This window comes from Dolosicoccus paucivorans (genome assembly GCF_900100125.1).
Lineage (GTDB): Bacteria > Bacillota > Bacilli > Lactobacillales > Aerococcaceae > Dolosicoccus > Dolosicoccus paucivorans.
In genome coordinates this window covers 1-23623 of sequence record NZ_FNEL01000008.1, presented here as the reverse complement: position 1 = coordinate 23623, position 23623 = coordinate 1, and the positions used below count along the sequence as shown (strand labels likewise).

Sequence of the window (23623 nt, the reverse complement as noted above, 5' to 3'; positions counted from 1 at the left end):
AAAGGAGTGTTAAAGAATGAAGAAAATTATTAACCAACCGGATCAATTACTCGACGAGATGTTACAAGGGTTGTCCCTAGCTTATAGTGATAAAATTGAACGTCTTCCGGATTTAGATGTCATTATTCGTAAAGATTTACCTAAACAAGTCGGACTCATTAGTGGGGGAGGAAGTGGTCACGAACCGGCTCACGCTGGATTTGTTGGTGACGGCATGTTAACGGCTGCTGTTTGTGGGCAAGTGTTTACTTCTCCTACCGCCAACCAAGTCTATGAAGCCATTAAAGCAGCGGACACCGGCGAAGGAGTTTTATTAATTATTAAAAACTATTCCGGTGACGTGATGAACTTTGAATTTGCGATGGAAATGGCGGAAATGGACGGCATTCAAGTCGGTAAAGTGATTGTTGACGATGATATTTCCATTGAAGAAGCTGGCCAAGGGCGCCGCGGGGTCGCAGGAACGATTTTAGTTCATAAAGTGTTAGGTGCTGCGGCTAGAAGTGGAGCAACTTTAGAAGAATTAGTCACTTTAGGAGAAGAAGTCGTTCAACGCACCAAAACCATTGGCGTGGCTTTATCTGGCGCAACAGTTCCTGAAGTGGGCCACCCGGGCTTTACTTTAGAAGAAGATGAGTTAGAGTTTGGCGTAGGAATTCACGGGGAGCAAGGTTATAGCCGCGAAGCGATGCAGTCTTCTTTAGATATTGCTAAAGAAATTATTGGTAAGATGAAGCCCGCTTTTGAGTGGAATAAAGGAGACGAATACGGTGTCTTAGTGAACGGCATGGGCTCAACTCCTCTAATGGAGCAACTTGTTTTTTATAACGATGTTCACCACCTATTAACAGATGAAGAATTAACTCTTTCTTTTTCTAAAGTGGGAGAATATATGACGGCCATTGATATGCAAGGGCTCTCTTTAACACTGATTCAATTAACACCAGAAATCACCGCTTACTTAAAAGAAGACGTAGACGTTATTGGTTGGTAACAGGAAGGAAGATTCGATGTTTACAGTAGAGAATACGTTAAAAGCCTTACAATTATTTAGTCAAAAAGTAGAAGATAATCATGTCTATTTAAGTGAATTAGACACGCCCATTGGGGACGGAGACCACGGATTTAATATGAATCGCGGGGTTAAGGCATTAAGTAGCGCTTTAGAAGGTCAAGACTTTAATGAAGTCTTTGAAGTGTTACAAAAAGCGGCTATGGAACTGATGAGTAATGTCGGTGGAGCCAGTGGTCCGTTATATGGTTCAGCCATGCTTTCGATGGCTAAAAAAGCTAAAGAAACGACAGATGTTTTACCGATCGTTCAAGCAGGGCTTGAAGGTATTCAAAAACGAGGCCAAGCTCAAGTAGGCGACAAAACCATGGTGGATGTTTGGCAACAAGTCGTTGACGCTTTAGAAAAAGATGAAACCATTGATGCTAACAAAATCACTCAATGGGTAGAAAGTACAAAAGATTTAAAAGCCAATAAAGGGCGCGCGTCTTATTTAGGAGAACGCTCTGTAGGGCATATTGACCCGGGAAGTCAATCTAGCGGTTACTTTTTTGAAAGCTTGCTTGAAGCTGGGGTGATTTAAATGAGTCAATACGGATTACTATTAGTCTCTCACGTGCCGAGCATTGCTGAAGGGGTAGAGACTTTAATTAAAGAAGTGGCTCCCGATGTGGAGATTGTTTTAGCCGCCGGGACCAATGAAGGTGAAGTGGGAACGTCCTTTGATAAAGTATTAAACGCCATTGAAACCCACCCAAGTGATGAAATTCTTGCCTTTTTTGATTTAGGTAGTGCCTTAATGAATATTGAAATGGCCCAAGAAATGTCTGACAAAACCGTTCATGTCTATCATACGGCTTTAGTCGAAGGTGCTTATAACGCAGCGGCATTACTTCAAGTCGATGTTAATAAAGAAGAAATCGACCGGGCGTTAGAACCTTTAACCATTGAAAAATAATGTGATCCCTTTAGTCCAAGTGGCTAGAGGGATTTTTTAATTGTTCTTCATTGGCACAAGCGACTGGAAAGCTTATAATTAAGTTGATAACTTGTTGCAAAGACTCATATGTAAAGGAGAAACTGATGACGTTTAATAAAGAATTAGTTCTTGATTATTTAACCGCTCTTTTAGAAATTCCTAGCCCAACAGGGTATGCCGATGAAGCGATTGCGTTTTTAGAAAATTACTTAAAACAATATCATTTTCGGACCTATTTAACCCCTAAAGGCAATTTAGTTGTTAAAGTTAAAGGAGAGGATGAAGAGATAACCCGAGCATTGAGTGCTCACGTAGATACACTTGGCTTAATGGTGCGTTCGATTAATAGCGACGGAACCCTTAACGTGACCACGTTAGGTGGACCCCTAACCCCCACGTTAGACGGGGAGTATTGTCAAATTATTACTCGCTCCGGTGCCGTTTATACGGGGACGATTTTATCCAAGTCCACTTCCGTTCATGTTCATAAAGACGCTTCTACTCGCTCACGGTCTGTAGATGAACTTCACGTCGTTATTGACGAGAAAGTATCTTCCAAAGAAGAAGTGAAAGAATTAGGGATTCAAAACGGCGACATTGTCGCTTATGATCCGAAAACGCAAATTACATCTAGTGGCTTTATTAAATCACGCTTTTTAGATGATAAAGCATCGGTTGCTATTTTAGTGCATTTACTTCATGATATTGCTAAAGGTGTCGTCAAACCTTCTACGAACTTAGCTTTTGTATTTACTGTTTATGAAGAAGTAGGCCATGGCTGTTCCTGGTTGCCGGAAACAGTGAGCGAGTTATTAGCCGTTGATATGGGAGCGATTGGACTGGATTTAGAGACAACTGAATTTGATGTATCCATTTGTGCAAAAGACTCTAGTGGTCCCTATGATTATCAATTGACCAGTGATTTAATTTGTTATGCCAAGAAAAATGACTTAAATTACGCGGTGGATATTTATCCAATGTACGGTAGTGACGCCAGTGCAGCTTTAAGAGGTGGCGCTAATATTCGTGCCGGGTTAGTAGGACCCGGAGTGGCGAATAGTCATGGCATGGAGCGCACTCATCTTGATGCGTTAGAAAACACTTACCAATTACTAAAAGGCTATATTGAGTGGGATAAGTAATTTGTTAAAGGTGTGGTACAATTTAAGTTATATATTAAGGAGGGATGGAGATGGCTTCTTTAAACGGGCTGCTTTTATTAGCTAGCGCCGTCTTATTAGTAGGTCTATTGCTGAATCGGTGGTGGAGTCAGCGAGGGCTACCTATTTTAATTTTATTTTTACTTATTGGTGGTATTTTAGGGATTATCTTTAATATTAGTCTAACCGAGCAAACCGTTGACTTAATTGAACCCATTGCTAGTGTGTTTTTCATTTTCATTATGTTTTATGGGGGCTTTTCTATTAACTGGCTCATGGGCCGAACTATGGTCAAAACGGCGACACTCTTAGCGTCCATGGGAGTCTTTTTAACCTTTGGAGCGTTAGCATTATTTAATATTTATGTATTAAAGCTTCCGGTAATTATTGCTCTATTAACGGCTGCGGTATTAAGTCCAACAGATGCGACCAGTGTGTTTTATATTTTAAAGTTTCATAACTTAAGTCTATCTAAAGGGGCCGCGCCCACTTTAGAGATGGAAAGTGGAAGTAACGACCCCTTTGGTTATATGGTCTTAGCCATTATTATTCAATGGTATCAAGGAACGGTTTCAGGCGCTGGGATTGCCGGGATGTTAATCGTTCAAGTAGGGATTGCTTTACTCATTGGGTTTATTGCTTCTAAAATCTTTGACTTTTTACTCAATACGGAATTTACCGGGTTTGATAACGCTGAAATTTTAATTTTATTTGCCTTAGTAGTGGTTAGCTACAGTGCAACAGAAATGTTTGGCGGTAATGGATATTTAGGTGTCTTTATTATGGGCCTTATTATTGGTAGTGAGAACTTCCATAATAAGTATGAAGTGATTCACTTCTTTGAAGGGTTAACTGATTTAATGCAGTTAGTATTATTTACACTCATTGGGTTAGTTGTCAGTTGGCAACCCCTCGTTCAAAACCTTTTACCAGCGATTGGAATTTTTGTTGTTTTAACATTAGTTATTCGCCCTGCTGCGATGTGGATTTTACTTCACAACAACCCCGTCTTAACCCGAGCAGCTAAAATAGTTGTTGCGTGGGCGGGACTTCGCGGAGCGTCTGCTTTAATTTTAACAATGATTTCTATGAGTCAAATTGGTTTCTTATCCCAAGACTTCTTCCATATCGTCTTTATTATCACTTTCTTGTCTTTACTCGTTCAAGGAAGTATGTTGCCAGTGGTTGCGACAAGAGCTGGTGGAATTGACGAAAAGGAAAACTTAATCACAACTTTTGCGGACTTTAGGGAAAGTTTGGACGTTCAAATTATTGAAATTGACATTACACCCTCACATGAGTGGGCCAATACTTACGTTAAAGATACCCAGTTATTAAGTGATTTGTTAATTTTACTCATTACCCATAACGACAAAACAGAAGTAGCCCGAGGAGATGTGTTAATTCAACCAGGAGATAAAGTTTATTTAGCCGCTCCTCCTTTAATTACAGACCAAGAAATTCATTTACAAACCATTTATATTCACCGTCACCACCCATGGATCGACCAAGAAATTGGTCAAGTGGTCAGTATGAAAGACCGAATGATTTTAGCTTTAGTTCGAGACGAACATTACATCATTCCCAATGGTCGTACCCAAATTAAAGAACGGGACCGACTCATTGTTTACATTCCTATCAGGTCATAAAAAAAGACGCTTCAACCAAGAAAAGGTTGAAGCGTTTTTTCGTCTTTAAGACGGAGTTAATAGTTTTCGGTAAGTTTTTTCAATTAAAATAATCCCCATTGGAGCTGTAAATAAAATCGAAATAACGGCTACCGCTAGTAGTAATCCACCACTAGGGACGCCACTGGCTAAAGGAATGGCCCCAATCGCTGCTTGTACCGTTGCTTTAGGTGTGTAAGCAAGCATGGTGAATAATCGTTCTTTCGAAGTAAAGGGCGTTTTTAAAAGGCTGAGCCAGACGCCAAACATTCTAAAGACTAAGGCTCCTAAAATGACCACTAAAGCAATAAAACCAGCGTGTTTCATTTGACTAATTTCAACGGCAGCCCCAATAAGAACAAATAAAAAGATTTGTGCCACTTGCCAAATAGATTCCGTTCTTTGGCTTAAAGATTCAGTCAATTGAGGTTGGAAATGGTTTAGGGTCATACAACTGGTCATGACGATTAGTAAACTAGAAATGGGCAAGTTAAATTGATTTTCTAACCCTACGGCTAACAAACAACTAGCAAATAGAATAATAAATTGTTCCATAGGTTTAAAGGTTAAACGTTGAAACAGTTGCTTCAATCCCCAACCCAGTAGTAACCCCACACCAATTCCGCCACCGATTTGAAGAGGAATTTGGAGTAAGTTCGCAGCGTTAAAGGAACTTCCTGTCGCAATGGATAAAACACTAGTAAATAAGACAATGACGATAATATCATCAATACTAGCAGCTGCTAAAATCATTTGCGGAATCCCTTCTTTTGTTCCGTATTTTTGGTCGATTATTTTAATCATGGAAGGAACCACCACGGCGGGAGAGACCGCTGCTAAAATCGTCCCTAATAATATTCCATCTACTAAAGAAAGACCTAGCAGCCACGTACTAAACAAGGTGACGCCAATGATTTCCATTGTGGCCGGCACAAAACTCATTAGTAAAGCGGGCCGACCCACTTTTTTCAGTTGATTGATATTTAATGTGAGTCCAGCGCGCATTAAAATAATAATTAACGCTAACTGTCTTAACATCGGTGAAATTAAAAGAGTCGTATCATCAATCCAATGAAGAAGACTTGGACCCATTAAAATGCCGGCGACCATCATGCCGATCAGCCCGGGTAATTTTATTGTTTGAGCGATTTTTCCAAAAATAAATCCTATTAAAAGGATTAAAGCAAAACTTAAAACCATCTAAATACTCCTTATATAAACAAAAAACGTCCCTTCAAAGTGAAGAGACGTCACATTTTACAATCCTAATAGAAGTTGAGCTGCTTTAAAGTAAATAAGTAAAGCAAAAGTATCAACGACTGTGGTAATTAATGGACCAGCCATGACTGCCGGGTCTAAGTTGAACTTCTCAGCTAATAAAGGAAGTCCACCCCCAACAAATTTAGCCATCATAATTGTTAAGACTAACGTAACGGAGACAGTTAGACCTACTTGTAAAGAAACACCGTCCATTAACATAATACGAGCTAAGTTAACTAACGCCATCACAACTCCGACGATAACTCCGACACGTAACTCTTTAAACATAACAACTAAGTAATCGCTAACCGTTACTTCTCCGAGTGCTAATGCACGAATTAAGGAAGTAGAAGACTGGGAACCAGCGTTTCCTCCTGAGTCCATTAACATTGGGATATAAGCTGCTAAAACAACGGACGCTTCGAGTACATCTTCATAAGATTGGATAACCCATCCGGTAAAGGTTGCACCGATCATTAAGATCAGTAACCAACCAATACGTTGACGGACGAGGGAGAAAGCACTCGTATCTAAATAGTCAATATCTTCTTCGTCTTCACGAATACCTTGAGAACGAGCGTACTCATCGTGAACTTCTTCTTGAATTAATGGATAAATGTCATCGGCAGTGACCACCCCGACGAGTTTATTTTCAGAGTCGTGAACCGGTAAAGCAAGTAAGCGGTATTCTGTAAAGAGTTCCGCTGCTTCCATTGGCTTATCTCTTGTTCCGATCGTAACAGGCGACCAGTTAATTAAACTGGTAATGGTATCTTCATCGTGACGGATTAAATCGGCTAAGTGAACCACACCGATTAATTCGCGTTCTTGACTGGTAATGAAAATATCTTGTAAGTGCTCTGCACCTGCACGGGACTGACGAACAAGACGTAAAGCCTCTTCAGTGGAAGTATCAGCACGCATATTAACGTAATCCACGTTCATTAAGCTACCGACACTGTTTTCAGGGTAGCGTAAAATTTTGTTCATCAATTCGCGACGTCTTGGGGGTAAGTCAGCTAATAAGCGAATAACCATGTTAGATGGCAGTTCTTGTAGTGTATCTACCGCCTCGTCCGAGTCCATCTCGTTGAAGATCTCTAAGGCTTCAGGTCCACTGACTGACTCTAATAGATCGGCGCGCAAATCAGGATCCATATAAGCAAAGGCATCGGCTAGATCCGCTTTGTCGATTAAGGCAATGGCGATGAGACGTTCTTCTTTAGACGCATTGGTTAAATACTCCGCAATTTCGACACGGTTCATTTCTTCTAGCTCTTGACGTAATTCTTGAGTATTATATTCTTGTAATGTCATGGGCATACCTCCTACTATTAAAGTAACAGCTTATTTATAAAATTAAAATAACAAACAGCTCTAAAATAAACTGTTCTACTATAACATAACGGTTTAACTCTAACAAGAATATCCCTAGGCGTCAAGCAGGTTGAAACTTAAAATTAAGCTACCCAAAAGCGATCGAAAGGAAGATCAACATGAATGATAAAACATTAAACGTCCAAACAGGTGGGACCCATGAATGGTCAATGACCGATCCAATGTATATTCACTATGAACGCACCGAAGCCACTGGATACCGAGAAATTGATGCTTTATTTGCGGAATACCAACTGCCTCCAAAGGCTCATTTTGTTGATGTAGGTGCTGGGAAAGGGCGGATGATTTTCTACGTTAACCAACGCTTCAACGTCCCGACAACAGCCATTGAACTTAATGAAGAAGTGTTCCAATTATTGAAAGCAAATAAACAAGCTTATCAACAAAGTTTTCCTAACCGAGCTTCCATTACGTTAGAAAACGTCCCGGCCCAAGACTTTACGGTTTTACCAGAACATAATGTATTTTACTTTTTTAATCCGTTTAGTTTAATGATTTTTGACCAAGTGATGCAACAAATCGAATTCTCTTTAAGAAAAGATCCTCGCTGTGTAGATCTTATTTTGTATTACCCTATGTGGGATTTTAAAGGGTATATGAAAGATCAAAAGAATTTTGACTTAATTCATTATATTAGTTTGCCTTGGTTTGAAGAATATGTAGACCATTTTGTCGTCTATCGCTATACACCTTCTAATGACTAAGAGGTAAATAAGGCTATCTTCTTTTTTTAATTGTGCTATGGTGAAATAGTATCATTGAAAGGAGTCAGTCTAATTTGGAAAATTATGATTTAGAAATGGATGAGTTGTTAAAAATTAAGACAACTCAGTGGACTCATTGGTCCGGGGATAAAGATACCCACCAAGACTATCACCGGAGCGAGCCGACCCCTTATAAAGATTTAGACGAATTATTTATTTCTTATATGCCTCAAGAAACCGATCATTTTGTCGATATCGGGTGCGGTAAAGGGCGGGTTCTTTATTATATTCATCATTTTATGAAGTTACCGGTGACGGGAATTGAACTTCATGGAGGCGAGTTTGAACTTTTAGAAGAAAATAAAGACCGCTATTTAAAAGAGCACTCACCCCAGCAGTCGATTACGTTACTTAATGAAGCGGCTCAACAATACGTCTTTGAACCGCACCAAACGGTGTTTTATATGTTTAACCCATTTTCGATGAAGATTTTTAGGCAAGTGGTGGATAATATTAAACAATCTGTCGAAAAAGATCCTAGATTAGTGACGATGATTTTATATTATCCTGTTCGTAACCAACGGGAGTATTTGCGTAATACAACAGAATTCAAATTAGTTCAAACGATTCGTTTACCATGGCATTTGGACCGCTCTCAGCGTTTTGAAATTTATGAATGGTACCCGTAAAAAACAGCTTCTAACTTTTAGCGGAGTTAGAAGCTGTTTTTATTGGATTAACCAAATAAACGTTTAGAAGCTAAGGCGGCTCCTTCGACAAGGGTTTCTAATTTAGCCCAAGCAATTTGTTCATGAATGCGTCCACCTAAACCGCAGTCGGTTGATGCGATGACATTTTCTGGACCGACCAATTCCGCAAAACGAACAATCCGATCAGCGATCAGTTCAGGGTGTTCAACGGCGTTCGTTGAATGAGAGACAAATCCAGGAACGATTTGACGGTTTGGACCTAAGCGACCTTCTTTTTGCCATACTTTCCATTCATGAGCATGGCGAGGACTAGAAGCTTCAAACGAAAAGCTTCCCGCATTAATCTGTAAACATTGATCAACAATGTGTTCAAAAGGAATATCCGTTGTATGAGGACCATGCCAAGAACCCCAACAAATGTGTAAACGAACTAGCTTTGGATCAATACCTTTTAAAGCACGGTTAGCCGCATCTACTCGTAGTTGTAGCCAGTTTTGGAAATCTTCCACAGACGGCTCTGGGTTAATTTGATCCCAAGCTTCAGCTAAATCCGGCGCATCAATTTGCACAATGAGTCCGGCATCAGTGATGGCTTTATATTCTTCATGCATGGCGTCAGCTAAGTCGTTTAGTAAAGCAACTTCATCGTAATAATAGCGATCCTCCAAGCGAGCCGCAGCCCCTGGAGAGATAGCAGCCATAAATCCTTGATCTTTTCCGTATTTTTTCATAGCTTTCGTCAATGAACTAACGTCACGTTGAACTTGATCTTGTCCACTGTAACTCACCGGACCGGCAAAGACAGGGTTGGCTACCGCCGTTCTTTTACCTAAAACGCCACTATCTGGATCTTCATAGGCCTGTCGAAACTTTTGGCGGTCCCGACGGTCACTAAAACTTGTCAGTTGAATATTCCCCGGGGTGGAGCGGATTTTATCTTGTTTGGCCCAACGGTCTTCATCGGTCATTTCCAATCCGTTTAAACGGTAAAAGGAATAGTTCCACCAGGCACCGTAATCGATGGCTCCAGAGGTGATGTGACCATATTCGCCGTCATTTACTTGATCGATCCCAATGTCGGCTTGTTTTTTAACCACTTGATCAATGGATTGTTCGATAATTTGGTTAAACGTGTCGTCATCAATTTTATTAGCAAAGCGTTGTTTATTCGCTTTTAATAATTCAGGGGTTCGAGGCAATGAGCCCACATGGGTTGTCAAAATCTTTTGAGTCATTCGTAACACTCCTTCAGTTAATTATTATAAACATTATAACAAAATTAAAATAAAATGATAAACATTTGCTAATGGTTTTGAGTTGTGTAAAATATAAAAATAACGAGATTAAATAATCTGCTTGATTGTGAAATGGATCTCATTTATCATTAATAAATATTATTCATTAGCAGAAAGGAAGGTTCGATTGGAAACTGTTCACTATAAAAAAGCCGTCGGCAAAGAAAATATCATTTTCACCGTCATCTTTTTTAGTCTGTTTGGTGTGATCGCTTCAAAAATGGGCTTACAAAATATGTTGTCAACGATTATGGCGATGGCATTTGATTTATTAATTAACACGTGTCTTTATATTATGGCGATTTCCGTTGTTACCGGCGCATTATCTTCACTTTTTTCGGAGTTTGGTTTTATTGCACTGATTGATTTATTATTATCTAAAATTATGAAACCAATTTACGATATGCCCGGCGCGTCGTCTTTAGGTATTATGAATTGTTACATGTCTGATAATCCGGCGATTTTAACGTTGGCCAGTGAAGACAACTTTAAACAATATTTCAAAAAATATCAGTTGCCCGCCTTAACAAATATCGGAACAGCTTTTGGGATGGGACTGATTGTTTCAGCAACTTTATTCGCTTTACCGATTGAAGACATTGGTAAAAGTATTTTAATTGGGAATATTGGAGCGGTAATTGGAAGTATTGTCTCCGTTCGATTAATGTTAACCTTTACTAAAAAACTTTACGGCACAACGGAGCGCGTAGGTGTAAGTACCTTTGAACACGTACCTGAAAATAGCCGAGTCATCCGAGAAGGATCTGTTGGATCTAGAGTGCTGTCTTCATTATTAGATGGTGGCATGAACGGGGTTGATATGGGAGTGGCCATTATTCCCGGGTCCTAATTGTGTGTACTACGGTTGTGTTACTAACCAACAGCACTGGACCAGAAGGGCTTTATACCGGAGACTTAGGTCAAGGCGTTCCTTTTCTTCCATGGGTAGGAGAAAAGTTATCCTTTATTTTAACGCCTCTATTTGGCTTTCCAGATCCAGCGGGTATTTCTGTTCCGATTACAGCTCTAGGCGCAGCTGGAGCAGCGGTGGGTGTAGCAAGTAACTTAGCCCACGAAGGATTAGCCAATGGAAATGACATAGCGGTCTTTACCGCGATGTGTATGTGTTGGTCAGGTTATTTACCAACCCACATTGCGATGATGGATGCGTTAGGAACTAAAGAAGCGACGGGACCTGCTTTAATCAGTCATACCATTGCCGGATTAGTTGCTGGTAGTAGCGCTCACTTTTTATATTTATTATTTGCATAAAAAAGAAGCATCGGCTGGCTAAGCGGATGCTTCTTTTAATTTTAATGAAGTTAATGGTTGAGTAAATGACGACTCGGCGGATAAGGATTTTTTACATCGGTCAAGCCAAGAATATAATCGACGGATACGTGATAATATTTGGCTAAAATGGCTAGACCTTCAGGAGACAAGGATAACTTCCCCCGCTCGTAATCTGAATAAGTAGGTTGCCTACATTTAAGTATTTCAGCTACATCTACTTGCTTTAAACTATGTTCTTGTCTCAATGCTCTCAATCGTTGTAATCTCATCACGAAACTCCTTTCGTATTGATTATAAGCCATTTTTTACAATAAATGTTAAAAAATATTAAATTTTTTATACAAAACTGAAAAAAAGTTCATTGCGAACAAATAGTTTTTCAATTACACAAAGGAAGAACGCCTCTAGTGTAACGAAAAAATAAAAATACTTGTGATTAAATTGTGACTAATTTATTAAAGTTTGTCAATATAATTCGTTTTATTTCTAAAATTTGATACACTAAAGATGAGAAAAGCAATGAAATATAGACCCCTTATTTTAGAAAGGAAGTTGTCTTATGAGAAAAATAACAATCAGTTTAGCAGCTGTCACTGCACTGACTTTAATGCCAGTACCGGCTGTTTTTACAACAGTTGACGGTATTCAAGCAGTCGCCGCACAAAAAACACAAGATCAATCTAAAGATTTAATGTCCCTAGGAGCGACTTTGAATGCCACTCAAAAAGATCAAACGAAACGTCTTTTAGGTGGTGTCGGTGTTCCGGATAAAAATATCATTCAAGTCGACGGCACTTTAATTAACCGCTACTTAAGTGATGGTTCAGACGCATCAACACCGGTTTATTCCAGTGCACTGATCCAACCTCAAGTAAAAGGTTACGGTGTGCAAGTTCAAATTGTCACGCCACAAAATATTCAACAAGTGTCCCAAGCAACCTATCAAAACGCAGCCATTACGGCCGGAGCTAAAGATGTGTTAGTGCGTGTGGCGACGGTGTTACCCGTAACCGGTGAAGGAGCTTTAGCGGGAGTGTATGCTTTACTTGCGCAAACAGGTAAAGAATTAAAACCGAATGATGTTAAAATCGCTGACAAAGAGATTGTAATTATTAACAATATTAACAACATCATTGAGAATAAAGAAATCACTAATATCAATATTAATATGCTGATTGCTGATATTAAGATCTTTGTGATTAATCAATTAGCTGAAGGAAATGATCCAAGTGCTGATTTTGAGAACTTCGTCCGAAACTACTTAAAAGAACAAGGATATTCTGATGAAGAAATCAATGCGCTTTTACAAGACGAAGCCTTTATGAATGCGATTCGTGAATTAATTGATGGATTCAAACAAACTGATGCAGCTAAAGATAAAGAAACAGCAGAACAATTAGAAAAAAGTTTAATCGAAGATATGGGTCGTCCGTGGATAGAAATTTTACCTACTTTAACAAACCACCCAACCCGCGAAGAATTAGCTAAAGAAAAACCAACCGAGTTAAATTTAGACGACGAAACACTTTACCACCCAGCTATTAAAGCGATGTACACAGCAATGCGTGGTATTATCGAATCAGGAGAAGGAGATACTAAACGCTTATACAGTCATACTTTTATTTATGAAGCGTTGAGACCCAATATTCCTCCTCACGAACATCAAGCCCTTAACTTAATTCGGACGTTAGCTTATTACGATATGGCAGCGCCGTTAGATGATGCTGAAGCTACCTTATTGCGCGATTATTTAATGGGCGAAGTCCAACGTGCAGCAAGTCATATTCAAGAAGATCCCGTGGAAGCAACAGCTATTCAAGCCATTGCGAATGCGACAGGGTTAGCCCCACAAGCTTATCGTTATTTTGGTGAAGAACCACAAGATCCAAATTGGTTAGCTTACCGCATTGAAGAAACAGACGGTTCAAATACGGTAGGTCGTTATGCTTACGATACAAAGACTCATGAGATTTTAGATTTAGATAATAATAATCAACCGATCAATCCAACCTTTAATTTTGAACAAGTTTATGGTGTTGCGGTAGATAACGAATGGATTCCTTATGCGGAAATCGCAGCGGTTGATCCAGAATCCCAACCCAAAGAACAAGAAGAAGCAAAAGAACAAGATCAACAAGAATCAACTGAGTCGGTAGAAGAATCTAAAGACGAGCCTCAAGAAGAACCAAAAGAGGAACCACAAGAAGAATCTAAAGAAGAACAACCTCAAGAAGGTTCTGACGACATCGAAGCGATCATTGCCTCAATGGAGCAAGAAGAACAACAAGCTCAAGAAGAAGCAAAAGAACAACAAGAACCGGCAGAAAATAAAGAAGAAGCAAAAGAAGAAACACCTCAAGAAGAGCCTAAAGAAGAGCCCAAAGAGGAAGAACAACCAGCAGAAGGTTCTGACGACATCGAAGCGATTATTGCTTCAATGGAGCAAGAAGATACACCGACTGAACCGGTAGAACATGACGCTGAACCAGCGGAAGAAGCAGAAGAACCTACTCAAGAAGACCAAGAGGTTCAAGAGGAAGTAGAAGATCAAGAAGAAGGTTTAACATGGACAAGCGAAAAACAAGCGCAACTCGATGAGTTTGTTATTAACCAATGGGGACCAAGTTTAGATCAACAGTATACTTCTTATACGCCAAACCATGTAGGCGACTTCCATGGCATTGAAATACCTCATGAAGCCTTAAACGCAGCTCAAGTTATGGACGTAGAACAAGCTCCTTTTGTTTGGGCAGGCGATTTGGGCGAATTACAACCAGGCGTTTACAATGTAGTTGCTGTTTATTCTGATGTTACTTCTGAAATGGAAGAGGACAGTGAAGATCATTTATACTTGATGGCAATTAAAGATAATGAAACTTATGTCTTTATTGCCGATCAACAACAATCTTTAAGCCCTCTAGCAGTTAAGTTGACTCAAAATGCTGAACTTCAACAAAAGTTTAGTGAATTAGCTCAGCAATAATGAGGGATTACACAAAAAAAGTCCGTCCTTTTTAGGACGGATTTTTCTTATGCTTTGTTTTTTCAGATTTCAAAATTTCTTGTTTCGCTAAGCGATATAAAAGGTATAGACGAGACCCGAAATAAAATAACCCCGTTAACCCAACTGCTAGCGATCGGCGGGTTGATTGTTTGGATTGATTGTTTTCTTTAGACATTGTGAAAACCTCCTTAATCTTTGTGAAAATATCAATTGACAAAGGATCTTATATTCGCTATTTTGTAGGTACAAAATAATTAGTACCGAGGTGACGTTATGAAACGAATGATGCGTTTAGTGGATAAAAGTGAAAAATTATTAGATATTATTTTAGGATTATTAATTGTCGTCATTGTATTTGTTCTAGCTGAAATGGTGTTTAGTTTAGCAGTGAATACTTTACCCCTTGATGTAACCCCTAATGCCAATTCAATGGTTAAAGAAATTTCAATGATGTTTATTTTGTTGGAAATTATTGTCTTATTAAAACAATACATCCTTCAAGGGCACCATATTCCGATCCGTTATTTAATTATTATCGGCATTACGGCCATCGGCCGAGATATTTTACTCGCTCACAGTGGAAGCGGGTTGAATGTGTTGTTTTATACGTTAGCTATTTTAGTATTAGTCGGTGTATTATACATTTTTGATAATGCGGACGCCCTTCGTTATGAAGAAGAAGTTATTTTATCCGACGATAGTGATCAAAAAATAAGTGCTGACGATGACGAATTAGAAGAACTCTTATAAGAGTTCTTTTTTTAATGATCTAAAATACCATCCATAGCGCTAATAAATGCGTGACGCATTCCTTTTTCTTCTAAGGCAGCGACTCCTTTAATCGTCGTACCTCCTGGAGAAGTTACTTGATCTTTTAAAACACCTGGGTGAGTGTTCGTGTCAAGTTGCATTTGGGCGGTTCCTTTAATGGTTTGGCTAGCGATTTGATAAGCTAAATCTCGTGGTGCCCCATATTTAACCATGCCATCTGCCATCGCTTCAATGACCATCGCCACAAAAGCAGGCCCACAACCAGATAAGGTCGCTAAGGATTTAAAAGCGTCTCCATTTGCAAAGTGAATCGTTCCTAAATGACTGAAGACATCTTTAAATTGAGTGAGGTCTTCTTGAGTGAAGGTAGTATCTTCTTGGCACATTAAAATCCCCTCCCCAACACATACCGGTGTATTCGGAATCATCGTTAAAATGGACGTACTCTTGGGTAACCGCTGTTTTAATTGATCTAACGTAATACCTGAAGCGATACTAATGACGCCTTTATTTTCAAAAGAAGCCACGTCAATGTCATTTAATACCCCTTCGACTTGGTCGGGTTTAACAGCTAAGATAATCCAATCGCATTGGTCGACGAGTTGTTGATTAGAAGAAATGGGCTGGACATTTAAAGGGGTAGCGTAAGCGGTTAGAGCGTCAAAGTCAATGGAACTAGCGTGAAGGGTAAAGGGAGGATGTTCTTTTTGATTAAATCCTTTAGCCATCGCTTGAGCCATTTGGCCAAAGCCAATAAATCCTAATTGAAGTGTCATAATGAATTCTCCTTTGTCTAATAACTAAGTTCATCTTAGCACGTCTTTTTCTTAAAATACATGAAAAATTCTCATAGTGCTATCTAATATGTTAAGAGTTTGGTATAATGATACCAATTATTGATAAAATGTTGTATTTTAAGGAGGACTCAAGATGTCAAGCATCATTGTAAAAGATCTAAAAAAGAGCTTCGGTTCTAACGAAGTATTAAAGTCGATTGATTTGACCGTTAATCCAGGCGAAGTGGTATGTATTATCGGCCCGTCTGGTTCAGGAAAGTCGACATTACTACGATGCTTAAACCGTCTTGAAACAATCGATTCAGGTAGTGTCATTGTCAATGGAGTAGATATTGCCCAAAAGGACGTAAATATCGATGAAGTCCGTCAAGATATTGGAATGGTCTTCCAACACTTCAACTTATTCCCGCATCTAAGCGTCATTGATAATATTACTTTAGCGCCGGTGGAACTTAAGCGCATGACGAAAGAAGAAGCTGAAAAAGAAGCATTGCATTTACTTGATTTAGTCGGCTTAAAAGATAAAGCAAAAGCTTTTCCTAACTCTTTATCCGGTGGTCAAAAGCAACGAATCGCGATCGCCCGAGCATTAGCGATGAAGCCGCAAATTATGTTATTTGACGAACCCACTTCGGCACTTGACCCGGAAATGGTTGGAGAAGTATTAGAAGTTATGAAACATTTAGCTGATCAAGGAATGACCATGGTGGTGGTGACCCACGAGATGGGCTTTGCGAGTGAAGTAAGCGAGCGAGTCATCTTTATGGACGGAGGATACATCGTCGAAGACGATACACCTGAGAAGATCTTTACCCAGCCAAGTCATAACCGTACGAAAGAGTTTTTAAACAAAGTGTTGCATGAGTAATGCAGTAACGAACTAAGGTGCCTGAAACTAGGCGCCTTCTTTTTGTGAAAGGATAGAAAGGAGCAAGGAAGTGAAAAGTCTTGTTGATTATTTTACGCCAGTAGATGAAATTGCGATTCCTGACCATTACTTTAAAATCACGATTCCGTCCTGGCACGCTGTTTTAGAGCCGACCTTAGCAGTCATTGCTAAAGAATTTTTCTCAGATGATCCATTGAATCAACCGATTACTGATGAGATGATTCGCTCATTAAATATTCCGTCGGTATCAACCTTAGATGAGCTGTTAGAGACAACTAAACATAATTATGTCGTCCGCTTAGCGGATCGTTTATTTTATGAACGGATTTTGCCCTTTGTCTTAACTTATTGGCAACTATCTTCTGAAGTGGTCATTAATCAAGAAGAGTGGCTCAATTATCAACAACAACGTCAAGACTATTTAGCCACTTACGCAAAGGATTACAATATGAGTGTTGAAGAGTATTGCCGTAATGTCTTAAATATTCAAGGAAATTTGAAGGAAACATTGGAAGAACAAGCCAAAGAAGAATTTATCTTTAAATTAATTGCTCATAAAGTATACGAATCCAATGGGTATGGTTATGAACTAGAAGATTACGAAGCTTACATTCAAAAGCAATCTTTAGAAAACCATGAAGACCCGATTGAACTAAAAGAAAGTCTTCCTTTTTCTGTCTTTCAAACCCAAATTGCAGAAATCTATTTAACTCAATTATTACACGACTATTTTGTACCTCAATTTGTGTTTCATACTAAAGATGAAGGGGTCGATACCCCCATTAGCGAAATTGTTATGGAGGGATTATAACTTATGAAACGTTTTAAACAATTGATCAGCTTTTTAGTTGCGATCATTGCTTTTAGCGGCTTATTTGCTTGGAACTTTAGTTACCAATTTAAAGATCAGTCTTTTCCTTCCGCTAAGTCAACTTTTAACCAACTTTTCAAAAGAAAAAATGCCTCGACTGAGTATGCATCTAGCCGATTAGTTCATATGAATACTCATCCTTCGACGTTTGTTGTGGTGGATAGTTTGTTGTCGCCGGAACATCCTTTAAATATTCAACGACTCCGCAATGAAGAAGGTGCCATGGATTTAGTCGATGATGAAGCTGAATTAGACAATTTAATGCCATGGAGCTATTACAGTCCACGGGTATCTATTAATAGCGAACAATCTTACGCGAGACAGCGTCGTTTAATGGATAGCGAGCCTTTTAATGGGTATAAATGGTATGAAGAAGAAGGTGACACTTATTTATATCAAGAAGACACGCCTTATTCAGGATGGTATAGTCGCAATATGGAACAGTGGGAATTTTATGAAGATGGCAAAAAACAAGAAGATATAACCTTTCATGCATCCCCAATTGAGTGGCCCGAAGCTCGTAAAAGTTTAATTGTTCAACAAACCGTGCGTCCTCCTGCTCGCTCTCTTTTATTTGATACAACAACCGATTATCAAACCCTATTCAAACGATCCGAGTGTGATTATAATATTATTTTGACGGATCCAAACTTATTTATTTTAACCGCCCCTCCGGGAGCTTATGAATCTCGTGTAGTAGCAACATCCCAACATTATTTAAATTCGCCCCTTGGAGTACTCGAAGAAGTAGAAACACCTAATGGTGACTGGCTTCTAGTCGAAAGTGGTTATCAAACCGTGGGCTGGGTCAAAAAAGATTTGACCGGTGAAACTTATGAAGAAACTGACTTTAGTGAACGAGAGCTTCTCAATGCGATTTATGAAGTTGTCGCTGAAGAGATAGAAAATATTCCAGCGATTGTCGGGGCTTCGTTTATTAATAATGAAACAATGGCTCAAATAGATATTAACAATCAAACCTTTTTCCCAGCAAGTACGCAAAAGATTTATGCGTTAGCTGAGTTATACCATCAATACAAAACCGAAGAACTCGCTCCTGAAGATATTCTTGTTTTAACGGATGCAGACCGGGTTCCTGGGGCAGGAATTATTCAAGACTACGCGACAGGTTATGAGTTTACTTTAGATGAACTAGTTGATTTAGTTGCTATTTATAGTGATAACATCGCAGCTAACATGATTATTGATGTAGTAGGTGGAGGAGAACGGATTACCCCTCATATGCATCAACTTGGTTTTTACGATACGTATGTTAATAAAAAGTACTACTCTTATGAAAACGAGCTATTTATTAGCTCGCCTCATGACGCTGCTCGTTTCTTTGCGATGCTTTATAATAATCAAATTAACGGAGCACCGTGGGATGAGATGCTAATTGCTAAATTAACTATGAATACTCATAACTTCTTAAGAAGTACCGTTCCCGTTCAAGCTTGGAATAAATCAGGATTAGGTGAAACTGAACAAAATGACGTCGCAACCTTTGTGACTCCTTATGGGTCTTACTCTTTAGCCGTCTTTACAGCTGAACCTGACTGGTATGACGGAATACCGGCTCAATTAGGTCAATTGTCAAGACGAGTTTATGATACTTATATCAATTATTATGTAGGTTATTAAAAGAAACGCCTCAAAGTGTAAAGCCCCCTTAAATCCGGACACGGAATTTAAGGGGGCTTTACTATGTCTAAGTATTCATATCAGTTAAAATTAGAGATCATTCATAAGCACCAAGAAGGTTATGGACCTACTTATCTAGCCAAAACTTATGGAATTAAACGCGAGACAATCAAAAGTTGGCTCAAACAATATCAACTTCATGGAGAAGAAGGACTTCAAAAATCCCTATCGAAAACAGTCTACTCTGGTGAATTCAAGCTGTCTGCTTTACAATATAGACAATTACACCAATTGGCTTACGCTCAAACAGCGAAACACTTTGGTATTAAACAAGGAGCTACGATTGCAGGCTGGAACAAAGTGTATCTTACTCAAGGTTATGACGGGCTATGTAAGCCAATGGGTAGACCTTCTAAGAAAGCAGAGGATTCAACCATGACTCACAAGCCATCTAAACAACCTTTGACATCATCAGAAAAGGAAGAGCTTCTTCAGCTTCGTCAAGAAAACTTATACTTGAAAGCTGAACTTGCTTACCAAAAAAAGCTGGAAGCCTTAGTTCGAAAAAACCAACACACAAAGAGAAAACGGCCTTAATTATCGAACTAAGGAGAGAGCACCCAACGATTCCCTTAACGATTTGGTTCACCATTGCCCAATTGCCTAAATCATCCTACTATGAATGGCGTCAAAAGCTAGATCAAGTCAATAAGGAAGAAGTTAAACTCATCCAACGCATGCAAGAGATTATCCAGAAAGCCAACGGAAGTTACGGCTATCGACGGGTATGCCTTGCTGTAAAGCAGTTGGGTTATACGGTTAACCATAAACGCGTCTTACGACTGATGAAAGAAAACTATTTGTTGTGTACTAAATTTACTCGTCGCAGTCGCAAGAAGTACTCCTTCTATCAAGGTGAAGTAGGAAAAGTAGCGGCTAATCATCTGGAACGGCAGTTTAATCCGTCACAAATCAATGAAGTATGGGTCTCTGATGTCACTGAGTTTGCGATTCTTAATGATCAGCGTAAGTTGTATCTCTCGCCGATTATGGATCTATTTAATAGCGAGATCATTGCTTGTAGTTTGTCTGTCTCACCGACGATTCAATTTACCAATCAGGCGCTAGATCAAGTGTTGGCCCAACTACCTAAGCATCATCAGCTCATGATTCATACGGATCAAGGACTTCATTATCAACACCATTCATGGGTTGAGCAGTTAGAATCTCGCGGGATTCAACAGAGTATGTCTCGTAAAGGCAATTGTTTAGATAATTCACCAATGGAGAATTTCTTTGGTTTACTTAAGCAAGAGATGTTTTATGGGGAAACATTCGAAAGTATTGATCATTTAGCTTTGAAGATTAAAGAATATATTGAATGGTATAACCATGACCGAATTAAAACAAAATTAAACGGCTTGTCACCTGTAAAGTACAGACAACAAGCCGCATAAATCTTATTCAACTATATTGGACGTCATGTCCGATTTTAGGGGTGCACCTCATAAATGAGGGCTTTTCTTATATTTTTTGAATCCTAACCTCAAATTGGATTTTATCGGCGGGGTGGTGTATCATGTGAAATATGGATAATAAATTGGAGGTAGACACATGGTGGGTAAAAATAATAAGAAATTGATTAGAGACAAACAAGCCAATAAAGTCTATACATACGCCATAAAAAGATTAAATGTTGGGGTGGCATCTGTTGCTATTTCAGCTGGTTTAATTTTTGCTGGTGTAAATGTAGCAAGTGCATCAGAGGAACTATCAATTGATCAGGTCTCTTATGTGGAAAATACAGTGTCAGATTATGTATCGACTGAGATGATACAGGAAACCAATCAAAATGAATTAAATGAAATTAATGAAGATTCGTTATTGATAGAAGATGATAATTCAGAAATTTCACAAGAAGAATTGAATCATGATTCTGTAGTCGAGAATGAAGAACAAAGTATTGAAATTGTTGAAGAAATAGGCGAAGTTGATACAGCTTTCTATAATGAATACGTTCAAGCCGATGCTTTTAATGATGAACAGAATGAATTACCAGAAACAACCAATGAAGTAACAGAACATGCATTAGATGATCAAATTACAACAGTATCTAAAGAATCTGAACTAACTTCAGCCGAAACTGAACGTGAAGCATCTCTAGAAGAGCTAACGGATAAAATACTAACTTCAGATGATCCTAAAGAGTATATCTATTCTCAGCTAAAAGAAATATATTCTGAAGAAGATGCAGCTGGAATTATGCAGTATATTCAGCTAAATAATGCTACAGACAGTCAGAGCTTGATGGAAGCGATTAGTGCAGCAGGTGTGCAATATGCTGAAGAGAAACAACGACCACATATTTTTGCAGCCAATGGACAACAGTCAGTTGTTTTACAAGATGGCACGACCGTTGACTTAAGCAATATAGATCAGTCAATCCACCAAGAAGGAAACGGTAAAATTTTTGGAGCGTCTCATTTACCAGCAAATTACACGATCGTAGCTACACCTAATAAAGATAAAAATACGGTAGATTTTAAATTAACGTATACTGTAGATCCAAGATATAATGGACCAACAGTTGGATCTACTGCAAATCATACAGCACTTTTCGGTATCGAATTAGGAGAAGGATATGCTCCTGGGACAACCATTCCAATGACAGCTTATTTAGATCCAAAAAACCCTAGAAGAGGTACTTCTTATCCTTCTCTTCGAGTGAACGCTACAAGTCGGACACCGGGTTATTCATACGGTGGTGGGTTTGATTTAGGTGGAGTGGATGCTGAAAACAATCGAACTTTAAATTTTGAATTCTCAGTTCCTGTTAAAAACTGGAATGGAAAATTAGACTATAAATTCCGTGTTGGAATGTTCAATGCACGTGAAGGATATGGTGATAATAAGTACTTTGAATCTTACCAAAACTACTTTGAAAAGGATTATTTAAAACAAGGGGATTTTAATCCGGGTATTCATGAAACAGAAGAAACTGTTGAAATTCGACAAGAGACCGTCCCATTTGATACAGAGACCCGTTACAATCCGGACCTTCCTGTAGGCACTCAAAATACGATACGTGACGGTATAACAGGTATTAACCGTTATACTAAGAAAATAACATATTATAAAGGCGTTAAAATATCAGAGACACCAGAGCAAAAAGAAGTTGTTCAAGAAAAAGTGGATCGTATTATTGAGGTGGGAACAAAGGCACCTGAATCAAATGATTCGGGAATTAATATAGGGAATTCTCGATATATAACGTCAAGGGAAGAAATTCCTTATCAAACAATCGTGCGAGTGAATCCAGAACTTCCTGCTGGCCAAACTAAAACTTTACAACACGGCGTAAATGGAGAGAAAATTACCACTTATCGGGTGTTACTAGATGATAAAAAGAATGAAATTGGACGTTTACAGTATGGAGAACCACAGTTCACCAAGGCGACAGATGAAATTATTGAAATTGGATTAGGTAAAGATGATTCTACGCAAAGTATACGACCTAAATTAGATGCCAAATATGAGGAAGGATCATTTAATGGTCGTGAAGGAACATGGGTCACGATATCCGATACAACGAATCCAGAAATTCCTATAGAGCTTTCTCGATTCTTCATCCCAGATGGGGAAAATGGAAAACCTGCAGAACCAGCAGAAATGCCTCATATTAAAGATGGTATCTGGTGGATTGGGGAGAAAAATACTGGTATACCAGCAACAGGTCCAAAAGGAGATCGTGGAGAAGCTGGAAAAGACGGAAATAGCATCCGACAAACAAAGATTGACCATGATAATGATGGTATAACTGACTTTATTAAAATCGAAGTAGTCGATCCTGAAGGAAATGTTCTCAGCACTGAATACTTAACAAATGGGAAAGACGGAAAAGACGGCGAAAGTCCAAAAATCAGTGTTACAAGAGGTAAAAATGGACTAATAATGGGTCACCATATAACGATTCAAAATCCAGGGTCTGAAGAAATATTGATGTACTTTATTCCAGATGGTCAAGACGGCCAAGATGGAAAAGACGGCCAGACATTTGCTCCAGTAGTAGAAAAAGGTAAAGATGGAACAACCACAATCAAGTTCTATCCAGTTAATCCAGAAACGGGTGAAGCTGATACAACCAAAGATCCGATTGCGACTGGTGAAGTCAA

23 protein-coding genes and 1 pseudogene are annotated in these 23623 nt (G+C 39.0%); 18 read left to right on the top strand and 6 right to left on the bottom strand.

What is annotated here, in order from left to right; genetic code table 11:
- The first annotated feature begins 16 nt into the window (after positions 1 to 16).
- From dhaK to BLR79_RS02325, 5 genes are all read left to right on the top strand, one after another.
- Complete coding sequence (gene dhaK, locus BLR79_RS02345; RefSeq protein WP_092084486.1) at positions 17 to 994, top strand: dihydroxyacetone kinase subunit DhaK; 978 nt, start codon at positions 17 to 19, stop codon at positions 992 to 994.
- A gap of 16 nt (positions 995 to 1010) precedes the next feature.
- Entirely contained in the window at positions 1011 to 1595 is a 585-nt protein-coding gene (gene dhaL / locus BLR79_RS02340) for a dihydroxyacetone kinase subunit DhaL (protein WP_092084484.1), read from the top strand.
- A complete protein-coding gene (dhaM, locus tag BLR79_RS02335; RefSeq protein ID WP_092084482.1) occupies positions 1596 to 1970 on the top strand; it encodes a dihydroxyacetone kinase phosphoryl donor subunit DhaM in 375 nt (124 codons plus the stop codon). It begins immediately after the preceding gene.
- 125 nt (positions 1971 to 2095) lie between these two features.
- Positions 2096 to 3133: a M42 family metallopeptidase gene (locus tag BLR79_RS02330; RefSeq protein ID WP_092084480.1), complete on the top strand. Its 1038-nt coding sequence runs from the start codon at positions 2096 to 2098 to the stop codon at positions 3131 to 3133.
- 50 nt (positions 3134 to 3183) lie between these two features.
- Positions 3184 to 4800 (top strand): potassium/proton antiporter, encoded by a 1617-nt coding sequence (locus tag BLR79_RS02325; protein ID WP_159427566.1) that lies wholly within the window; start codon positions 3184 to 3186, stop codon positions 4798 to 4800.
- 45 nt (positions 4801 to 4845) lie between these two features.
- Here the strand turns inward: BLR79_RS02325 and BLR79_RS02320 are convergent, their stop codons facing one another.
- Both BLR79_RS02320 and mgtE read right to left on the bottom strand, forming a co-directional pair.
- A complete protein-coding gene (locus BLR79_RS02320; RefSeq protein ID WP_092084477.1) occupies positions 4846 to 6018 on the bottom strand; it encodes a cation:proton antiporter in 1173 nt (390 codons plus the stop codon).
- A 57-nt stretch (positions 6019 to 6075) separates the two neighbouring features.
- Positions 6076 to 7395: a magnesium transporter gene (gene mgtE / locus BLR79_RS02315; protein WP_159427565.1), complete on the bottom strand. Its 1320-nt coding sequence runs from the start codon at positions 7393 to 7395 to the stop codon at positions 6076 to 6078.
- Between the two features lie 179 nt (positions 7396 to 7574).
- Here mgtE and BLR79_RS02310 point away from each other — a divergent pair, with 179 nt between their 5' ends.
- Both BLR79_RS02310 and BLR79_RS02305 read left to right on the top strand, forming a co-directional pair.
- On the top strand, positions 7575 to 8180 hold the full coding sequence (locus BLR79_RS02310) for a class I SAM-dependent methyltransferase (RefSeq protein WP_092084473.1): 606 nt from the start codon (positions 7575 to 7577) through the stop codon (positions 8178 to 8180).
- 74 nt (positions 8181 to 8254) lie between these two features.
- Positions 8255 to 8869 (top strand): class I SAM-dependent methyltransferase, encoded by a 615-nt coding sequence (locus BLR79_RS02305; protein WP_092084471.1) that lies wholly within the window; start codon positions 8255 to 8257, stop codon positions 8867 to 8869.
- Positions 8870 to 8916: 47 nt separating this feature from the next.
- On the opposite strand, the gene BLR79_RS02300 is transcribed toward BLR79_RS02305, so the two are convergent.
- Entirely contained in the window at positions 8917 to 10125 is a 1209-nt protein-coding gene (locus BLR79_RS02300; RefSeq protein WP_092084469.1) for a cobalamin-independent methionine synthase II family protein, read from the bottom strand.
- A 187-nt stretch (positions 10126 to 10312) separates the two neighbouring features.
- Between BLR79_RS02300 and BLR79_RS09170 the strand changes: the two genes are divergently transcribed.
- Positions 10313 to 11035, top strand: coding sequence for a CD0519/CD1768 family membrane protein (locus BLR79_RS09170; protein ID WP_234970780.1), 723 nt, complete (start codon positions 10313 to 10315; stop codon positions 11033 to 11035).
- A gap of 2 nt (positions 11036 to 11037) precedes the next feature.
- Positions 11038 to 11457 carry a hypothetical protein gene (locus BLR79_RS09165; protein ID WP_234970779.1) on the top strand — a complete coding sequence of 140 codons (420 nt, stop codon included), beginning with the start codon at positions 11038 to 11040 and terminating at the stop codon, positions 11455 to 11457.
- A 50-nt stretch (positions 11458 to 11507) separates the two neighbouring features.
- Here the strand turns inward: BLR79_RS09165 and BLR79_RS02290 are convergent, their stop codons facing one another.
- Positions 11508 to 11747, bottom strand: coding sequence for a helix-turn-helix domain-containing protein (locus tag BLR79_RS02290; RefSeq protein ID WP_092084467.1), 240 nt, complete (start codon positions 11745 to 11747; stop codon positions 11508 to 11510).
- A 290-nt stretch (positions 11748 to 12037) separates the two neighbouring features.
- Here BLR79_RS02290 and BLR79_RS02285 point away from each other — a divergent pair, with 290 nt between their 5' ends.
- Positions 12038 to 14461, top strand: coding sequence for a DUF1002 domain-containing protein (locus BLR79_RS02285; RefSeq protein WP_092084465.1), 2424 nt, complete (start codon positions 12038 to 12040; stop codon positions 14459 to 14461).
- 31 nt (positions 14462 to 14492) lie between these two features.
- Here the strand turns inward: BLR79_RS02285 and BLR79_RS09005 are convergent, their stop codons facing one another.
- Positions 14493 to 14657: a hypothetical protein gene (locus BLR79_RS09005; protein ID WP_159427564.1), complete on the bottom strand. Its 165-nt coding sequence runs from the start codon at positions 14655 to 14657 to the stop codon at positions 14493 to 14495.
- Positions 14658 to 14755: 98 nt separating this feature from the next.
- Here BLR79_RS09005 and BLR79_RS02280 point away from each other — a divergent pair, with 98 nt between their 5' ends.
- Positions 14756 to 15232 carry a phosphate-starvation-inducible PsiE family protein gene (locus BLR79_RS02280; RefSeq protein ID WP_092084463.1) on the top strand — a complete coding sequence of 159 codons (477 nt, stop codon included), beginning with the start codon at positions 14756 to 14758 and terminating at the stop codon, positions 15230 to 15232.
- Between the two features lie 11 nt (positions 15233 to 15243).
- On the opposite strand, the gene proC is transcribed toward BLR79_RS02280, so the two are convergent.
- Positions 15244 to 16029: a pyrroline-5-carboxylate reductase gene (proC, locus tag BLR79_RS02275; protein ID WP_092084461.1), complete on the bottom strand. Its 786-nt coding sequence runs from the start codon at positions 16027 to 16029 to the stop codon at positions 15244 to 15246.
- 154 nt (positions 16030 to 16183) lie between these two features.
- Here proC and BLR79_RS02270 point away from each other — a divergent pair, with 154 nt between their 5' ends.
- The 7 genes and pseudogenes from BLR79_RS02270 to BLR79_RS02245 all read left to right on the top strand — a co-directional run.
- The gene (locus BLR79_RS02270) at positions 16184 to 16918 is read left to right on the top strand and encodes an amino acid ABC transporter ATP-binding protein (protein WP_092084459.1); all 735 of its coding nucleotides are present in this window, start codon (positions 16184 to 16186) and stop codon (positions 16916 to 16918) included.
- A gap of 70 nt (positions 16919 to 16988) precedes the next feature.
- Positions 16989 to 17750: a hypothetical protein gene (locus BLR79_RS02265; RefSeq protein WP_092084457.1), complete on the top strand. Its 762-nt coding sequence runs from the start codon at positions 16989 to 16991 to the stop codon at positions 17748 to 17750.
- A gap of 3 nt (positions 17751 to 17753) precedes the next feature.
- Positions 17754 to 19451, top strand: coding sequence for a serine hydrolase (locus BLR79_RS02260; protein WP_092084455.1), 1698 nt, complete (start codon positions 17754 to 17756; stop codon positions 19449 to 19451).
- A gap of 63 nt (positions 19452 to 19514) precedes the next feature.
- The gene (locus BLR79_RS02255; protein ID WP_092084453.1) at positions 19515 to 20048 is read left to right on the top strand and encodes a helix-turn-helix domain-containing protein; all 534 of its coding nucleotides are present in this window, start codon (positions 19515 to 19517) and stop codon (positions 20046 to 20048) included.
- Entirely contained in the window at positions 20048 to 20908 is an 861-nt protein-coding gene (locus tag BLR79_RS02250; protein WP_327020414.1) for an IS3 family transposase, read from the top strand. The genes BLR79_RS02255 and BLR79_RS02250 overlap by 1 nt, the downstream gene beginning before the upstream one ends.
- Positions 20909 to 21065: 157 nt before the next feature.
- Positions 21066 to 21206: pseudogene (locus BLR79_RS09375) on the top strand (YSIRK-type signal peptide-containing protein); the annotation flags it as partial.
- A 51-nt stretch (positions 21207 to 21257) separates the two neighbouring features.
- The coding region (locus tag BLR79_RS02245) for a G5 domain-containing protein (protein WP_234970777.1) at positions 21258 to 23623 on the top strand (2366 nt) is incomplete at its 3' end.

Excerpts from the sequence above, each read along its gene's own strand:
- BLR79_RS02285 (WP_092084465.1), top strand. The coding sequence starts at position 12,038 with ATGAGAAAAATAACAATCAGTTTAGCAGCTGTCACTGCACTGACTTTA.
- BLR79_RS09005 (WP_159427564.1), bottom strand. The coding sequence starts at position 14,657 with ATGTCTAAAGAAAACAATCAATCCAAACAATCAACCCGCCGATCGCTA.
- BLR79_RS02280 (WP_092084463.1), top strand. The coding sequence starts at position 14,756 with ATGAAACGAATGATGCGTTTAGTGGATAAAAGTGAAAAATTATTAGAT.
- dhaK (WP_092084486.1), top strand. The coding sequence starts at position 17 with ATGAAGAAAATTATTAACCAACCGGATCAATTACTCGACGAGATGTTA.
- mgtE (WP_159427565.1), bottom strand. The coding sequence starts at position 7,395 with ATGACATTACAAGAATATAATACTCAAGAATTACGTCAAGAGCTAGAA.
- dhaL (WP_092084484.1), top strand. The coding sequence starts at position 1,011 with ATGTTTACAGTAGAGAATACGTTAAAAGCCTTACAATTATTTAGTCAA.
- BLR79_RS02290 (WP_092084467.1), bottom strand. The coding sequence starts at position 11,747 with ATGAGATTACAACGATTGAGAGCATTGAGACAAGAACATAGTTTAAAG.
- BLR79_RS02300 (WP_092084469.1), bottom strand. The coding sequence starts at position 10,125 with ATGACTCAAAAGATTTTGACAACCCATGTGGGCTCATTGCCTCGAACC.
- proC (WP_092084461.1), bottom strand. The coding sequence starts at position 16,029 with ATGACACTTCAATTAGGATTTATTGGCTTTGGCCAAATGGCTCAAGCG.
- BLR79_RS02255 (WP_092084453.1), top strand. The coding sequence starts at position 19,515 with ATGTCTAAGTATTCATATCAGTTAAAATTAGAGATCATTCATAAGCAC.
- dhaM (WP_092084482.1), top strand. The coding sequence starts at position 1,596 with ATGAGTCAATACGGATTACTATTAGTCTCTCACGTGCCGAGCATTGCT.
- BLR79_RS02325 (WP_159427566.1), top strand. The coding sequence starts at position 3,184 with ATGGCTTCTTTAAACGGGCTGCTTTTATTAGCTAGCGCCGTCTTATTA.
- BLR79_RS02260 (WP_092084455.1), top strand. The coding sequence starts at position 17,754 with ATGAAACGTTTTAAACAATTGATCAGCTTTTTAGTTGCGATCATTGCT.
- BLR79_RS02330 (WP_092084480.1), top strand. The coding sequence starts at position 2,096 with ATGACGTTTAATAAAGAATTAGTTCTTGATTATTTAACCGCTCTTTTA.
- BLR79_RS02270 (WP_092084459.1), top strand. The coding sequence starts at position 16,184 with ATGTCAAGCATCATTGTAAAAGATCTAAAAAAGAGCTTCGGTTCTAAC.
- BLR79_RS02310 (WP_092084473.1), top strand. The coding sequence starts at position 7,575 with ATGAATGATAAAACATTAAACGTCCAAACAGGTGGGACCCATGAATGG.
- BLR79_RS02320 (WP_092084477.1), bottom strand. The coding sequence starts at position 6,018 with ATGGTTTTAAGTTTTGCTTTAATCCTTTTAATAGGATTTATTTTTGGA.